General features: G+C 39.1%; 14 protein-coding genes. 4 read left to right on the top strand and 10 right to left on the bottom strand.

What is annotated here, in order from left to right; all coding sequences use genetic code 11:
• The 10 genes from cyoD to acnA all read right to left on the bottom strand — a co-directional run.
• The coding region (gene cyoD / locus ACFIMC_RS00505) for a cytochrome o ubiquinol oxidase subunit IV (RefSeq protein WP_375685617.1) at positions 1 to 548 on the bottom strand (548 nt) is incomplete at its 3' end.
• On the bottom strand, positions 548 to 1216 hold the full coding sequence (locus ACFIMC_RS00510; RefSeq protein WP_375671738.1) for a cytochrome (ubi)quinol oxidase subunit III: 669 nt from the start codon (positions 1214 to 1216) through the stop codon (positions 548 to 550). The genes ACFIMC_RS00510 and cyoD, both read right to left, overlap by 1 nt.
• Positions 1213 to 3231 (bottom strand): cytochrome o ubiquinol oxidase subunit I, encoded by a 2019-nt coding sequence (cyoB, locus tag ACFIMC_RS00515; protein WP_375680926.1) that lies wholly within the window; start codon positions 3229 to 3231, stop codon positions 1213 to 1215. The genes ACFIMC_RS00510 and cyoB overlap by 4 nt, the downstream gene beginning before the upstream one ends.
• A 76-nt stretch (positions 3232 to 3307) precedes the next feature.
• Positions 3308 to 4279, bottom strand: a complete 972-nt coding sequence (gene cyoA / locus ACFIMC_RS00520) for a ubiquinol oxidase subunit II (protein WP_375611432.1) — start codon at positions 4277 to 4279, stop codon at positions 3308 to 3310.
• 130 nt (positions 4280 to 4409) lie between these two features.
• Positions 4410 to 4862, bottom strand: coding sequence for a type II 3-dehydroquinate dehydratase (aroQ, locus tag ACFIMC_RS00525; RefSeq protein ID WP_375611431.1), 453 nt, complete (start codon positions 4860 to 4862; stop codon positions 4410 to 4412).
• 54 nt (positions 4863 to 4916) lie between these two features.
• The gene (gene recF / locus ACFIMC_RS00530; protein WP_375611469.1) at positions 4917 to 6050 is read right to left on the bottom strand and encodes a DNA replication/repair protein RecF; all 1134 of its coding nucleotides are present in this window, start codon (positions 6048 to 6050) and stop codon (positions 4917 to 4919) included.
• A gap of 20 nt (positions 6051 to 6070) precedes the next feature.
• Complete coding sequence (gene dnaN / locus ACFIMC_RS00535; RefSeq protein ID WP_375680927.1) at positions 6071 to 7192, bottom strand: DNA polymerase III subunit beta; 1122 nt, start codon at positions 7190 to 7192, stop codon at positions 6071 to 6073.
• 186 nt (positions 7193 to 7378) lie between these two features.
• Complete coding sequence (gene dnaA, locus ACFIMC_RS00540; RefSeq protein ID WP_375680928.1) at positions 7379 to 8950, bottom strand: chromosomal replication initiator protein DnaA; 1572 nt, start codon at positions 8948 to 8950, stop codon at positions 7379 to 7381.
• Positions 8951 to 9651: 701 nt separating this feature from the next.
• Positions 9652 to 9918, bottom strand: coding sequence for a 30S ribosomal protein S20 (rpsT, locus tag ACFIMC_RS00545; RefSeq protein WP_273790272.1), 267 nt, complete (start codon positions 9916 to 9918; stop codon positions 9652 to 9654).
• Between the two features lie 237 nt (positions 9919 to 10155).
• Entirely contained in the window at positions 10156 to 12843 is a 2688-nt protein-coding gene (gene acnA / locus ACFIMC_RS00550) for an aconitate hydratase AcnA (protein ID WP_375612829.1), read from the bottom strand.
• A 295-nt stretch (positions 12844 to 13138) separates the two neighbouring features.
• Between acnA and ccmA the strand changes: the two genes are divergently transcribed.
• From ccmA to ACFIMC_RS00570, 4 genes are all read left to right on the top strand, one after another.
• Positions 13139 to 13750 carry a heme ABC exporter ATP-binding protein CcmA gene (ccmA, locus tag ACFIMC_RS00555; RefSeq protein ID WP_375611428.1) on the top strand — a complete coding sequence of 204 codons (612 nt, stop codon included), beginning with the start codon at positions 13139 to 13141 and terminating at the stop codon, positions 13748 to 13750.
• A gap of 11 nt (positions 13751 to 13761) precedes the next feature.
• The gene (gene ccmB, locus ACFIMC_RS00560) at positions 13762 to 14427 is read left to right on the top strand and encodes a heme exporter protein CcmB (protein WP_375611427.1); all 666 of its coding nucleotides are present in this window, start codon (positions 13762 to 13764) and stop codon (positions 14425 to 14427) included.
• Positions 14428 to 14473: 46 nt separating this feature from the next.
• Entirely contained in the window at positions 14474 to 15253 is a 780-nt protein-coding gene (locus ACFIMC_RS00565) for a heme ABC transporter permease (protein WP_375638163.1), read from the top strand.
• Between the two features lie 191 nt (positions 15254 to 15444).
• Positions 15445 to 16059: a DsbE family thiol:disulfide interchange protein gene (locus ACFIMC_RS00570; protein WP_375630725.1), complete on the top strand. Its 615-nt coding sequence runs from the start codon at positions 15445 to 15447 to the stop codon at positions 16057 to 16059.
• Positions 16060 to 16190 lie beyond the last annotated feature (131 nt).

The following is a 16190-nucleotide window of genomic DNA, read 5'->3' on the forward strand; positions in this document are numbered from 1 at the left end:
TGATCTACAGGAGTTTGCGTACTTAGACCCTGCCCCATAGGCATTTCTGAACCAAGTGCTTGATCTACAGGAGTTTGCGTACTTGCACCTTGCTCCATCGAAACCTCTGAGCCCTGTATCTTTTCTGGCTGTTTTCTTACGGATATATCTTTGTTTGATAACTGCTCAGACACTGAAGAATCATCTCTACTTGATATTTCCGGTTCAATAACACGTCCTGAACCACCCATCATATTATAATTCAAATGAGAAATAGCCCACCAAGTTCCCCCAATAATAACAAAAACGCAAATAGCAGCAAACCACAACGCGCTTAAATTCCACTTGGCGTCTGGACCAGAATTCAAGTGCAAAAAGAAAACAATTTGTACTATAATCTGAATAATCGCCATCCCAATAAGATACGCAACCTTTGTACTAACTGCCCAACTTTCCATCATTCCATACATCACAGGAATAAAAGAACCCAAAGTGAAAAATACAGCCAGAATAAAACCAACCAAATAGGAACCAGTACTGGGACCATGTGTTTCATTTTGCACGCTCATCACAACGCTCCTAATAGATAAACCATGGTGAAAACACCAATCCATACAATATCAAGTAAATGCCAAAAAATGGAAAGACATGCTAAACGTGTTTTATTGTTCTGATCCAAGCCATTACGACGAAGATGAAAAAACATCACAACCATCCAAAGAAGGCCAACACTTACGTGAAGTCCATGGGTGCCAACCAAAGCAAAAAATGCTGACCAATAAGCAGAGAGAATTTCCCGTCCAAAAAGCTGTAAACCTGTTGCAGGATCAATACCCGCATAAGCATTTGGATCAAAATAAAAAACCTCACTCAAAAGTTCATGAAATTCGTAAAGTTCCATACCAATGAAGCAACACCCCAATCCAAAGGTAATAGCCATCCACAAACGCACAGCACTGATGTTATTTTTATGTGCTTGTACCATTGCAAAGCCATAAGTGACGGACGAAAACAACAAGAAAGCAGTCTCAACCAAAACAAACTTTAAATCTATAAACTCACTGCCCGCTTTACCACCACCATAAGAAGCAGAAAATACAGCAAAACTTGAAAACAGTGTCGAAAACAGGATTAAGTCTGAAAGAATATAGACCCAAAAACCAAACGTCATTACCGAGCTACTATCGTGGTGAAGTTCATCTATAGTACTCGCGTTATTCATTGTTACAGCACTCATACTGTCACTCCTTGTTCTTTAAGAACAGCCGTAAAGGCATCTTCAGTTTTTTGCACTTCTTCAGCTGGAATATAGTAACCATGATGATCACCTGTTAATGAATGACACACAAGCGTTGCAATAAAACCAACCAGTCCAACCGCAACAAGCCACCAAATATGCCAAACAAGCGCAAAACCAACAACTAATGAGAAGAAGCCAGCAATAATTCCAGCCGATGTATTCGATGGCATATGAATTTTTGTAAATCCACTTGTCGGCCGTTGATAACCACTTTTCTTCATATTCCAATAAGCATCATCAGACTGTATCTTTGGAAGGAGGGCAAAATTATAAGAAGGAGGCGGTGAAGAGGTAAACCATTCAAGTGTACGTGCATCACCCCAAGAATCATTTAATGTTACCGGTAAGTGCCCTTTATGCTTAATACCGTACCAAATCGCCAAAACAACCTGTAGCACAAAACAAAGGATACCAAGTAAGATAATACAAGCACCCAATGCAGCAATAATAAACATCGGCTGCCAACTAGGTTCCATGTAATGCTGAAGACGACGCGTCGCCCCCATTAAACCAAGCGCATAAACGGGGAAAAAGGCAAGGTAAAAACCAATAAACCAACACCAAAAAGATGTAATACCTAGTATGCGATTTGGTTTATAACCAAAAACTTTTGGAAACCAAAATGCAATCCCCGCTAAGTACGCAAAAACCACACCTCCAATAATTGTATGATGGAAATGTGCTATCAAAAAGAGCGAATTATGAAACTGCCAATCAGCAGGAACAATAGATAATAAAACACCTGTTAATCCACCACCAACAAATGTAAAGATCATACCCATGCACCAAAGCATAGGAGGCTCAAAGCGAATCCGACCTCTATACATCGTAAGCAGCCAATTAAAAACTTTTACACCGGTTGGAACTGCAATAATCATCGTAGCAATACTAAAGAAGGTATTTACAGCTTCACCCCCACCCATTGTGAAGAAATGATGGCCCCAAACAAGAAGCGAAAGAATCAAAATAACCAACATGGCCCATATCATTGAAGTATAACCAAAGAGGCGTTTTGAAGAAAAAGTTGATACAACTTCAGAAACAATTCCAAAAGCAGGAACAACCAAAACATAAACCTCAGGATGACCAAAAACCCAAACATAGTTAATCCATACCATCGGATTTCCGCCACCAACATTGGTAAAGAAATTCATGTTCAAATAACGATCACATGCCAAGAGTGCAAATGCTACAGCCAAAACAGGATAAATGACTACAATAAGAACATTGCTGACAAAAGCACTCCAACAAAAAATAGGCATTCTCATCATTGTCATTCCAGGAGCACGCATTTTAATTATCGTTGCAATAAAATTCACTGATCCCATTGTTGTTGCAATACCAGAAAGCTGAAGTGACCATAAATAATAATCTACCCCTGTATCTGGACTCGTTTGCAATTCTGTAAAAGGTGGATACATCAACCAACCACCACGACCAAAATTCCCAACACCTAGGGATATGTTAATCAATATCGCCCCTGCAGCCGTAATCCAAAAACCTAGATTATTTGCAAAGGGAAAAGCAACATCACGCGCACCAATTTGAAGTGGTATAAGATAATTAAAAAGACCAAATAAAATAGGCGTGGCCATGAAAAAAATCATGATCGTACCATGCGCCGAAAAAATTTGATCAAAATGCTCAGGGGGCAAATAACCTGCTGTTTCACTCCCAAGAGCTAAAGCTTGATGCGTTCGCATCATAAGTGCGTCCGCAAAACCGCGAACAAGCATAATAATTCCAAGAACGATGTACATAATACCTATGCGTTTATGGTCAACCGTTGTAATCCAATTTCGCCATAGAATCCCCCACCACCCAAGTACTGTTAGAGCAATAACAGCAATTAAACCAACCAAAACAATCGCAATACATGTATACAAAACGATCGGTTCATGTGCAAGCGCATGAAAAGCACCTGCCGTAGGATCTGTAAGTCTTCCAAACATTTCTCAACCCATTTCAAATGAAATTCAAGTTTAAAAGAAACCTTTGTTAAAAGGGCTCTTTACTTTATTGACTCTGTTAAATAACATCAGGATCAAATACTGAACATAGTGCACCCCATAGCGTCTGAGCAGCAGCACGTTTCATTAAATCTTCATTACATACCGTCTTTTCATCGACACATCGATTAACAACACGATAGTAAAGCCGCTTCTCAACAGGTGCAAAATAACGAACTTCAGCATCTTTTTCCTTCGCAGCAATATCACCCATACGAGGCGCAATAGAAAGTTGACGATAAGATGAACGATCAAGTACTCGACCATTAGCCCGAGCTTTTACAATCCAATCCTCAAAATCCTGCAAAGACACAGAATGCCACTTAAACCGCATACCCGAAAAACCATCACCACTATAATTTGCTGAGGCCCCTTTGAATACTCCTTGCTCTTCAGCGACCAAATGCAACTTAGCATTCATCTGCGGCATAGCGTAAAGAACTGTACCCAATTTGGGAACCCAAAAAGCATTGACAGAATTCTCTGACGTCAATTGCAATAAAACTTGACGTCCTTCAGGCGCATAAATCTCATTAATCGATGCAACACCGTATTCAGGATAAATAAAAAGCCATTTCCAATCAAGAGCAACAGCATCAATCTGTAATGGCTTTCCTTCACCTACAACTTCCACTGGAAGAGGATTTGTAGGTTCAAGCTTATAGGTATAATAAGCTGTTAATGAACCTAAAACCATTACAATTACAACTGGAATACCCCACATCAATGCTTCAATTTTATTTGAATGTGCCCAATCAGGAGAATAGTCCGCTTTCATATTCGATGCACGATATTTTATAGCTAAAAATACCACACTCACCATAACTGGGATAACAATACAAAGCATCACCACCACACAAACAACGATCAAAATGAGCTGTTGACGTGCAACATAACCTGATGGCTGCATAACATCAATTTTACAACCAGACAAAAGCAGTGCTCCCCCTAAAATCACAAGCATTTCTAATTGTCTAACAAAGCTTTTCATCTCTATTTACCCCCGTCATACGCACTAAAAACTGTCATAAATATATACCTCACATTGTACAGATTTGAAAATAATTATCAAGAGAATTAAATGCCTATATTACTCTTATTAAACGCTTACTCTTTACCTATCACAATTTAATTGTTTTGCTTAATTGTTTTGCAATATACTCAAGTGCAAACCGATATCCATCACCTCCACACCCAGTTATAATAGCGTCTACACCTGCAGATGTATAAGAATGGTGACGAAAAGCTTCACGCTGATAAATATGAGATAAATGAACTTCTACTTTCGGCCCTGAAAACATTTTTAGGGCATCAAGAAGTGCAACAGATGTATGACTGTAAGCCGCTGGGTTAATGATCAATCCAGAACTTGCCTCTATTGCTTCTTGTATCCATGCCACTAATTGCCCTTCATAGTTACTTTGATAAAAATTTATTATAATATCATTTTTTTTTGCCCATTCTCTGCATCTTTTTTCAATATCTTCTAGAGTTTCAGTTCCATAAATTTCTGGCTCACGTTGACCTAGAAAATTTAAATTAGGACCATTTAAAATCGTTATTATCTCTGACATAGCAAGCCTTTTCTTTCAGACCTATCACTTATTAAAAAAATATTTAGCATGTTTTTACGGCAATAAAGCTCCATCCTTAATCTCAAAGAATTCTGCGCGTCCTTTTAAGTCATCAAATAAAAGACGATCTGTTCCTGTCATAAATGTTTGTACAGCTAAATCATCAAGAATATCAAATAGAGCAGCACGTCGATGCGAATCAAGATGGGCAGCCATTTCATCAAGAAGAAGAATGGGAGATCTTTCCGACATCATACCTGTTAGACGTGCATGACACAAAACTAAACCTGTTAGCAGCGCTTTTTGTTCACCTGTTGAACAAGATGTTGCTGCTCTATTTTTATCAGCATAAAAAACCTGCAAATCTGCACGATGTGGTCCTTCTAACGTCCGACCAGCAGCACGATCCATTGCGCGATTATGCCGCAATCGATCACAAAATTGTTCTTCAACTTCAGTTGCTGATATTTCACTAAGAGCTGTTTCTAAAAAACCATCAATTTGCAAAAAAGCTCGTGGAAAAGGTATCTGTGAGGGCATTTGTGTAAACATGTCATTTAAAAGACGAATAACATCAACACGCGCCGCAGAAATAGCTGTCGCCAATTCTGCCATTTGCTTTTCTAAAGCATCAAACCAAGCACAATCTTCATTTCCATCTAAAAACAAACGATTACGTGCGCGCATAGCTCTATCATAATCGGCTATGCGGCGCCTATGCAAGGGATCAATCGCCAAAACCATACGGTCCAAAAAACTACGGCGCTCAAGTGAAGGACCTGTAAAAAGACCATCCATAGACGGTGTTAGGACACTAATATGACAATAATCTGTTAGGCAATCACTCGACTCATTCACACCATTAATATGGACCTTTCGACTGTTATCGCTAACCTCAAAAGCTGTACCAATCTTTACTTCACCATAAAGAGCGCATTCAAGACGCGCAAATACAACAAATCCTCCACCACCACCATCTACAAAACTAACGTCAGAATAAACAGCACGCCGCAAACCACGACCAGGAGAAAGAAAAGATAACGCCTCTAAAAGATTCGTCTTACCAGCACCATTATGGCCAGTAAAAACCACATGCTGACCAGAAAAATGAATATTGAAAAAAGAATAATTGCGATAACGTAAAAGCTTCAGCTGCCTCACTGCCACTTTGTGCACATGACTGGCCATGCATTGCAAAACAACGGCCCCTAAACGCGAATAGGCATCAGTACATAGAGCACATCCGCATCATCATTATCACGAATCAGAGCTGGTGCTCCAGCCTCAGCCAACATAAAAACCATCTCATCACTTGAAAGCTGCCCAGCAATATCCAAAAGATAACGTGAATTAAATCCTATCTCAAGCGGTTCAGATGCATAAGTTACTGATAATTGATCTTCTGCACTGCCCGAATCTGGGCTATTAACAACAAGCCTTAACTGTCCATGCTCAATCGTTAATTTAACTGCACGCCCCCGATCACTTGAAATCGTTGAAACACGATCAACTGCAGAAGAAAAGTCCTGCCTATTAACAATTAATTCTTTATCATTTCCAAGAGGGATAACACGTTGATAATCTGGAAATGTTCCATCAATTAATTTTGATGTAAAAATCACAGAGCCTATAGAAAAACGAATTTTTGTCTCCGAAAGCTCTATACATACATCGCTATCATTTTCTTCTGAAAGAAGTTTTTGCAATTCTCCTACAGCTTTACGGGGAACAATAACACCAGGCATTCCCTCAACTCCCAAAGGAGCTTCCATCTCAACTTGTGCCAAACGATGACCATCAGTTGCAACCAAACGCAATTTCAAAACACCATCATTAATAATATGGAAATAAATACCATTAAGATAATAACGGGTTTCTTCAGTAGAAATGGCAAATTGTGTACAATCAAGTAAATGTTTTAAGCCTGATGCCGATAAAGAAAAACGATAACCAAATTGCCCAGGAAGCGACTCTGGAAAGTCTGCCTTCGGAAGACATTGAAGCTGAAAATGTGCACAACCCGAAACAACGGACATTGTACCTGCTTGATTCTCATCGAGGGATAATACAACTTCATTGCTATCAGGAAGTTTTCGAATGATATCATAGAGCAAATGTGCCGGAACAGTTGTTGCTCCAGCTTGTTTAACATTAACTGCAAAAGATTCCATAACCTCTAAATCAAGGTCTGTTGCTTTTAACTGTACACGGCCATTTTCTGCATCAATCAACACATTCGATAAAATAGGAACAGTATTACGGCGCTCTACCACACGGTGAACCCGACCAAGAGACTTGAGAAATTGACTGCGATCAACTGTAATCCGCATAAAAGCCCCGTATGATTTACTAAAAACTATAAGAATTCTTTAGACTTAAAGAATAGACCCTCTTTAAGAATCGCCTGCTAGAGTTTATTAAACCTCTCTTAAAATGGCAAGTCACTCCTGCATAAGAAAAAATAAATCTTTTCATTAAATTCTTTAAAGTCTCTCCAAAGAAAGAAACGATAAACACTATACAGCCTGTTCTCCAATCAACCGCTTAAGCAACTCAAGTTCCTTAGCCAAGGTCTGATCACCACAAACCAAATCTTCAATTTTACGCACAGCGTGTAAAACTGTTGTATGATCACGCCCACCAAAACGGCGCCCAATTTCTGGTAATGAGCGAGGAGTTAATACTTTTGCTAAATACATTGCAACTTGCCGTGGCTTCACAACCGTACGTGTTCGACGATTAGATAACAAGTCCTGTTTAGAAACATTATAATGGCGTGCTACCGTACGCTGAATTTCTTCAATCCGAATACGCTTAGGTTCACCAGGACGTGTCAAATGACCTAATAACTCATCAATCCGCTCTAAAGATAAATCAGACTCAAAAGATTGACGAAACAAGAGCTGATTAAACGCACCTTCAATATCACGCCCCGACCCTAAAACCGTTTTCGCAATATATTCCAAGATATCATCAGAAATTGATACCATGCCATCATCTTGTTGTGCCACCTTCAACCGCTGGCGCAACATTTGCAAACGCATTTCATAATCTGGTGCTTCAATTTCAAGAGCTACCCCTCCCTGGAGACGAGAGCGAACGCGAAGATCAAGCGATTCTAATTCTGCTGGTGGACGATCTGCAGCGACAACAACCTGTTTTGCACTATCAAGCAACATATTAAGCAAATGGCAAAACTCATGTTGTATCGACTTACCCTGCAAAAACTGCATATCATCAATAATCAAAAGGTCGATATCACGAAGCTGTTCTTTAAAAGAAAGAGCATCATTATCACGAATAGCTGTTGCAAAACGCCACATAAAATATTCAGCAGTTAAATAAATAACGCGCGCAGACGTTAAACGCTTCAATGCAGAAGCAGCAATCGCTTGAAGCAAATGTGTTTTTCCTAAGCCAACAGATGCGTGAATAAAAAGAGGATTAAAACGTAAGGCACTTTTATGCCCCTCTGCAATGGAACGCGCAGCTGCTAAAGCAACACGATTAGAAGCCCCCTCAACAAAACTTTCAAAAGTATAGCGAGAATCAAGTGGAGATCCAAAAACTCCCGTTTGAGAATTCTTAACTGAATGCTCTGCGCAACTTTCAACAAAAGATGAAGTCGCCTGCTCCTCTAGCACAACAGGAGGAACACTTCTTTTACAAACGACATCTCTTGAAACGCGTTCCATACCACGAACAATAACTTCAACACGAAGAATTGCTGAATTCTCTTGTTTCCATAAATGAGTCAAAAGAGAACCATAGTGATTATTAATCCATGAACGTAAAAAAGCAGTAGGAACAGAAAGCTTTACAAGAGTATGACTATATTCAGCAAGCTTCACACGTCCAAACCAACTGGTATAAGCCTCAACACCAACCTGCACCTTTAATTGCGCCATAACACGTATAAAAGCCGCCGCACTTTCCTCCTCTGAAACAATAGAATGCCCTATAGAAGCATTTCTACAAACGTTCTCATCACTTTCCGTCATCCTATTCTTTATTATGTTCTCTACCGACAGGATATTTACCGAAACCCTTTTAAAGGAACTAGCTTTAGAGTTCAATTTATCCACCATCTTCCATCCTGATAAAAATAAAATTTTGTCCTGCCAAACAACTAAAATAAATCTAGCGAAGGCAAAACGCCCTACCCCAAATAAGATTACTCACCCTCCCCTAGGATAGCCTCATCACAACCCTACTAACAAAGATGACCAATAAGATTTACTTGCACTCATGATATGACCCACCCTTCTAAAATGGTAAACATATCCATTAAGAAAACTAAAAAACCGTCAGAAAACCTCTCCAACACAAAAGTTTCGAAAAGCCTAAATCAAAACATCTTGTATTCAACAAAATACAGAATAATGCGCTGATGTGACCCCTTCATGCTTCTTAGTCTTCATAAGAACCATACAAAACAGCAGAGGTAAAATGCAAGAGGTCAAAATAAAATCAAAAAACCCGAAAAAAATGCTTATATTAATGAGGACTGAAAAAAATATTGATTCAATTCATTTTTTTTCTCTAAATTTACCAATAATTAAAGAATCTCTTCAGATTAAAAAAAAAAAAATAAAATGCTTGACAAAAAAGACTCTGTACAAATCCACAAAGCTTGTGGATAACCATACCTCCCTCTATAAACTTTCTCTCCTTTTTCAAGTGGAGAATCATTATCGATTCTTATTTTCAATAGAAACTTTTGAAATAATAAACAAAAAGCCAGCATCCTATGGATACTGGCTTTGTTCTCAATTAAAGGAGAAAAAGCTTAAACGCTGAGAGCCTTCAAACGTTTAGCTAAACGCGATACTTTCCTCGCAGCAGCATTTTTATGAAAAACCCCTTTAGAAACTGCACGCATAATTTCAGGCTCAAAATTCTTAAATGCAATCTCTGCAGATGCCTTATCGCCACCCGCTAAAGCATCATCAAACTTACGTATAAAAGTACGAACGCGTGAACGGCGGGCCTTATTAACCTGTGTGCGCGCCGCAACCTTGCGCACCGCTTTTCGAGCAGAAGGTGTATTCGCCATAAATATAATCTCTCTTTCAACACCTTGGTAAAATGAGTCTCAATAACAACTCTACCAATATAAATAAATCCAACCCAAGCAAAACTATAAAGCTGCCTATAACCGTGTGGGTTATAGCGCAATCCTAAAGCTAACGTCAATTAGATTTTCAAAGATAGCCATAAAAAAACGAAGCCAAACTCTTTGATCCGCAACTTTATAGCTTAATAATAGATATTCCTTAACAAACAAAAGAATTTAAACGGCTAACTTACGCAAGACATATTGCAAAATTCCACCATGATGCAAATAATCTAGCTCATCTTCAGTATCAACACGGCATAATAATGGAACGGTTTTTACCGTACCATCAGAAAAAGTAATTTTCGCTACAGTCTTTTGACGAGGTTTCAAGTTATGAATCCCTTCAATTGTCACCTTTTCATCTCCCTTTAAGCCTAAAGATTTCCAACTTAGCCCCTCCTCAAAAACAAAAGGGACAATGCCCATACCAACAAGATTAGAGCGATGAATCCTTTCAAAAGACTGCACAATCACTGCTTTGACACCAAGAAGATTGGTCCCCTTGGCAGCCCAATCGCGGGATGATCCATTACCATATTCAATACCTGCAAAAACAACGAGTGGAATACCTTCTTGTTTATACGCCATTGCTGCATCGTAAATGGTTTGTTCTACCGCTGACGGATAATGAACCGTATAACCTCCTTCTCGACCATTTTCCCCTAACATGAAATTACGAATGCGAATATTGGCAAAGGTCCCACGCACCATAACTTCATGATTCCCACGACGCGTTCCATACTGATTAAAATCAGCCACTTTAACACCATGATCCATTAAATATTTTCCGGCAGGAGAAGCTGCTTTAATAGAACCAGCAGGAGAAATATGATCCGTCGTGATTTTATCACCAAATAAACCTAAAATCCGTGCATCTTTAATATCTGGTAAGATATCAGGTGTTTTCTGCATATCATCGAAATAAGGTGGATTGCGTACATAGGTGGATTGCTCATCCCAAGAATAGGTAGAACCCGTAGGAATCTGAACTTTTTGCCAATTTTCATCTCCCTTAAAAACATCTGCATACTTTTCGGCAAAAACCTTCCGCGTGACATTTTTTTCGATAAACTCCTGTATTTCTTGAGAAGTTGGCCAAATATCTCTCAAATAAATGGGGTGGCCATTTGAATCTTCACCTAGAGGCTCCTTGGTTAAATCTTTACACACCGTCCCGATGAGCGCATGTGCAACAACTAATGGTGGTGAAGCTAAATAATTCGCTTGCACATCAGGGGAAACACGCCCTTCAAAATTACGATTTCCTGAAAGAACCGCAGATGCAATTATACCATTGTCATTAATCGTTTTGGAAATAGCTGGATGCAAAGGACCAGAATTCCCAATACATGTTGTGCACCCAAATCCTACTAAGTTAAATCCTAATGCATCTAAATCTTTTTGCAGACCCGAATTTTGAAGGTAAGCTTCAACGACTTGTGAACCAGGTGCAAGAGAAGTTTTTACCCATGGTTTACTCTTAAGACCCTTTGCCACAGCATTTCGTGCCAAAAGACCCGCTGCAATAAGAACACTTGGATTCGATGTATTCGTACACGACGTAATCGCAGCGATCACCACATCACCGTGACCAAGCGTATATTCTTCACCCTCAACCTGATAACGCTTATCTTGTCCAGAAGTCTTCTTATAGTCTTCGACCAATGCCTTCTCAAAACCCTGCCCAACATTTTCCAATGCAATACGTCCTTCAGGACGTTTAGGACCAGCCATAGAAGGGACAACGGTTCCCATATCTAATTCAATTGTATCACTAAAAATGGGATGAGCCACCATTTCATCATGCCACATCCCTTGTGCTTTGGTGTAAGCCTCCACTAAGGCAATCCGACTTTCATCACGCCCTGTCATATTGAGATAACGCACTGTCTCCTTATCAATTGGGAAAAAACCACACGTTGCTCCATATTCAGGTGCCATATTTCCAATCGTTGCCCGATCAGCAAGCGTCATATGCTCCAAACCAGGACCAAAAAACTCAACAAATTTACCGACAACACCCTTCCGACGTAGCATTTGGGTCACCGTTAATACGAGATCGGTGGCTGTTACACCTTCCTTAAGTTTACCTGTTAGACGAAAACCAATCACTTCAGGTAACAACATAGAAACAGGTTGGCCTAACATTGCTGCTTCTGCTTCAATACCACCAACACCCCAACCTAAAACCCCTAAACCATTTACCATAGTCGTATGCGAATCAGTTCCCACACAGGTGTCAGGATAAATCGTCTCACAGCCCTCTTCATTCTTCATCCATACACATTGTGCTAAATATTCTAAGTTAACCTGATGACAAATCCCTGTTCCTGGAGGAACAACGCGAAAATTTTGAAAGGCTTGTTGCCCCCATTTAAGGAAACGATAGCGTTCACCATTGCGTTCATATTCATGCTCAACGTTTTCCTTAAAAGCCATGGAATTGCCAAAAGCATCAACAATAACTGAGTGATCAATGATGAGATCAACGGGAATGAGAGGATTAATTTTTTCAGCGTTACCGCCAAGTTTAACCATAGCATCACGCATTGCAGAAAGATCAACAACTGCTGGAACACCTGTAAAATCCTGCATAAGAACACGTGCAGGACGGTAAGCAATTTCTGCCCCAGCGCTCCCTTTGTCGTTTAACCACTTAGCAACATTGAAGATATCCTCTTTTTTAACTGTGCGACCATCTTCGAATCGCAATAAATTTTCGAGAATAACTTTCATCGAAAACGGTAAACGAGAAACACCTTCAAGTCCGTTCTTCTCCGCTTCAATCAAGCTATAATAAGTATATTCTTTGCCACCAACATTTAATACTCTACGACAATTAAAGCTATCAATTTGAGTCATGACTGTCCACCCTCATACTATAACCACCCAATTTCTAGGAATGAACAACACAAACTACGAGTCAAGGTCGCAGCTTGAGCGCAGACGCAATTACCTCCGCCATCCATTTCCCCCTCCACCCTCTAGGCATAATGCGGAAATCAGCGCCAGAAACCATTTTACACCAGATATTGATGTAAGGTATCCCTTATAGAACTATTTCTAGAACTATTCTAGGTACAATTGCATAAAAAATGTGTTTTTTATTCTATAATGCAATAAAGAATATGAAAATAAAAACAAAATAGGCAATCACATGGTGTTATCAGGCAAAGATTTAGCCGCTTACAGAAACGAGGAAATTCTGTTTCAAGGTCTTTCTTTTTGTTTATTTTCACAGCAACTTATGACAATCACCGGTCCTAATGGTATCGGAAAGTCTACATTACTCCGAATCATTGTCGGTCTTCTTGAGGCTGCTGAAGGTCATATAATACTTAAAGACCATGATCAAATATACCCTGTTGCAACTGCTTGTCATTATCTTGGTCCTCAAAATGCTATGAAACCTCTCTTATCTGTCATTGATAATTTGCAATTTTGGGCAGATTTTTACGGTCAACATTTACGTTTTGCGCATGAAGCTCTTGCCGATATTGGTCTTTCTAACCTTGAACATTTACCCTTTAACGCTCTGTCAACTGGACAACAAAGACGCGTAGCTATTGCTCGCCTTTTGCTCTCCTATCGTCCTCTTTGGATTTTAGATGAACCAATATCTGGGCTTGATAACCATGCTCAAAAACTCCTCGCTCGTATTTTCCAGCGTCATCTCAATCAAGGTGGTATGATTATCGCTGCAACTCATAATTCCATAGGCATTCCAGAAAACCATAAAATCGCTCTGGAAAAATTTTTACCTCTCTAGGAGAGAATAAAATGAAAGCACTGTTCTGGCGTGATCTTAAACTATTATTAGCGCTACAAGCCACTTCACTAACAGGATTATTGTTTTTTATCGCTGTTGTTGTCATAACCCCCTTTGCCATTGGACCAGATCCCAAAACTCTTGCACAAATAGGACCAGGTATATTGTGGTTTGGAGCCCTTCTTGCAGGACTCCTCAATCTGAACAAACTTTTCCAAATCGATCGCGATGATGGTAATCTCGACCAATTTATCCTTTCAGGAAAAAGACAAAGTTTTACACTAATTGTCTTTACAAAATGTCTTGCCCATTGGGTAGGAACAATGCTTCCTCTTATTTTTGCCACACCTATTTTAGCCCTCATGCTCCATTTAGATGTAGTAATAACTTTTACAACAATACTTACCCTTTTATGCGGAACACCAGCTATTATTTTTATTGGTGCTATAGGCGCTGCACTCGCAACCTCATTGTTGCACAGTACTTTGCTTATTTTTATCATTATCTTGCCGTGGATCATTCCAATTATGATTTTTGGTGTTTCCGCTGCTACAGCCCCAATAAACCCAAATACCTCTTTTCTCACTTCTCTAGCTCTTCTCAGCGCTTTTTCACTTCTTTTGAGTCTCTTTAGCTCTTTTGTTGCTGCGATAACGCTTAAACTTTTATCAGAATAATAAAAGATGATTGCCGCATAGCAAAACTCTGCCTATTATGAATTTTATGAATAAACTATCTCGTACATATAAAATCAGGTTACTCCCTGCAAGTTTCACCCTTTTCATGAAAATAAGCAGAGTCGTCTTACCTTGGTTGGCCGGCATAACATTGTGTTTCCTTATCTTAGGGCTTATTCTAGTGATGCATTCCCCTGATGACTATCAACAAGGCATTACTGTTAAGATTATGTACCTTCATGTACCCTTTGCGTGGTTGTCTACATTCTGCTATGTAACGATGAGTGCAGCGGCTTTAGGAAATCTGATTTGGAAATATCATCTTGCTGATGTAGCACTTAAATGTGGAGCGCCTATTGGGGCAATTTTTACCGCCTTGGCTCTCATGACAGGAGCGCTTTGGGGGCGACCTACATGGGGAACATGGTGGGTCTGGGATGCACGATTAACATCAGTTTTAATTCTGCTTTTTATCTATCTCTCCATTATCCTGCTTGGGCGTGCTTTTGACAACCAAGTAAAAGCCGCTCGTGCTACTGCAATTCTTACACTTGTTGGATTTGTTAATATCCCTGTTATTAAATTTTCCGTTAATTGGTGGAATACATTGCATCAACCAGCATCATTGTTACGTGCTGGAGGATCAACAATCGACAATGCTATGTTATGGCCCCTTATAACAATGCTCTTTTGTTTTATCTTTATGTTTATTGTGCTTTATTTGATGGCTATGCGAAATGAAATCAATCGTCATTATATCCGAATACTTCAGATTAAAAAATCCCGTCGTGCACAACAACAGGACGCTTCATCATGCTCGACCTAAATGGCATCCACAGCGGACTTTTAGGAAATCTATCTCAGAAAATTGATTTTTTCCTTAGCACCCTTAAACACGAGCAAATTGTTGTTTTAAGCTATGTGCTTTCTGCAATATCCCTCTTATGTCTTATTGGATATATTCTTTGCAAAGCTCTATACCAAAAAAAAATTCTCCAACAACTAAACAAAAAAGAGCTGTCACAAAAAGAAAAGTATAATGAAAAACATCCCTCCAAACTTAAAAAAAATATATCTTTGCCTGTTCTGCTTGTTTTTTTTGGACCATTTGTTCTTTTTCTTCTTCTCATGGTGCTTTTTTTCAACTTTATGGATAAAAAACACCTTCAAGATTCTTCTCTTCTCCCAAACGCATTGGCTGAAAAACCTGCTCCCAATATTCATCTTCCTCTTCTTGATAAAGAAAGTTATCTCAATTCAAAACAGTTTAAAGGACGTGTCACATTGGTCAATTTTTGGGGCTCTTGGTGTCTGCCCTGTCGCGAAGAACATCCTATTCTTATGCAAATTGCACAAGATAAACGTTTTGATCTGATTGGTATTAATTATAAAGATAATAAAACAAACGCTCTGCGTTTTTTAAACAGTTTTGGTAATCCTTTTAAATTTATTGGCTTTGATGTTTCAGGATATACAGCCATTGATTGGGGAATATATGGCCCCCCAGAAACCTTTCTCTTGAATAAAGAGAGCATCATTATTGCCAAACATGTTGGTCCCTTAACATGGCAAATTTATCAAAAAAAAATTCTACCAAAAATTGAACAAGCGATTATGACAGAAGAAAAATAAAATAATGCAGGTTTGTAAAAACATAACGTTTTATCATGCTATGTATGCTATTTTATTTATACGGACCCGCATTCTTCTTAGAAAAATTTTACAAGAGTATTACCATTGTTGATTCAAAAACATGTGTAAAG

The organism is Bartonella sp. AP21QHHD, from assembly GCF_042196205.1.
GTDB lineage: Bacteria > Pseudomonadota > Alphaproteobacteria > Rhizobiales > Rhizobiaceae > Bartonella.

Excerpts from the sequence above, each read along its gene's own strand:
- ACFIMC_RS00510 (WP_375671738.1), bottom strand. The coding sequence starts at position 1,216 with ATGAGTGCTGTAACAATGAATAACGCGAGTACTATAGATGAACTTCAC.
- cyoB (WP_375680926.1), bottom strand. The coding sequence starts at position 3,231 with ATGTTTGGAAGACTTACAGATCCTACGGCAGGTGCTTTTCATGCGCTT.
- cyoA (WP_375611432.1), bottom strand. The coding sequence starts at position 4,279 with ATGAAAAGCTTTGTTAGACAATTAGAAATGCTTGTGATTTTAGGGGGA.
- aroQ (WP_375611431.1), bottom strand. The coding sequence starts at position 4,862 with ATGTCAGAGATAATAACGATTTTAAATGGTCCTAATTTAAATTTTCTA.
- recF (WP_375611469.1), bottom strand. The coding sequence starts at position 6,050 with ATGGCCAGTCATGTGCACAAAGTGGCAGTGAGGCAGCTGAAGCTTTTA.
- dnaN (WP_375680927.1), bottom strand. The coding sequence starts at position 7,192 with ATGCGGATTACAGTTGATCGCAGTCAATTTCTCAAGTCTCTTGGTCGG.
- dnaA (WP_375680928.1), bottom strand. The coding sequence starts at position 8,950 with ATGGTGGATAAATTGAACTCTAAAGCTAGTTCCTTTAAAAGGGTTTCG.
- rpsT (WP_273790272.1), bottom strand. The coding sequence starts at position 9,918 with ATGGCGAATACACCTTCTGCTCGAAAAGCGGTGCGCAAGGTTGCGGCG.
- acnA (WP_375612829.1), bottom strand. The coding sequence starts at position 12,843 with ATGACTCAAATTGATAGCTTTAATTGTCGTAGAGTATTAAATGTTGGT.
- ccmA (WP_375611428.1), top strand. The coding sequence starts at position 13,139 with ATGGTGTTATCAGGCAAAGATTTAGCCGCTTACAGAAACGAGGAAATT.
- ccmB (WP_375611427.1), top strand. The coding sequence starts at position 13,762 with ATGAAAGCACTGTTCTGGCGTGATCTTAAACTATTATTAGCGCTACAA.
- ACFIMC_RS00565 (WP_375638163.1), top strand. The coding sequence starts at position 14,474 with ATGAATAAACTATCTCGTACATATAAAATCAGGTTACTCCCTGCAAGT.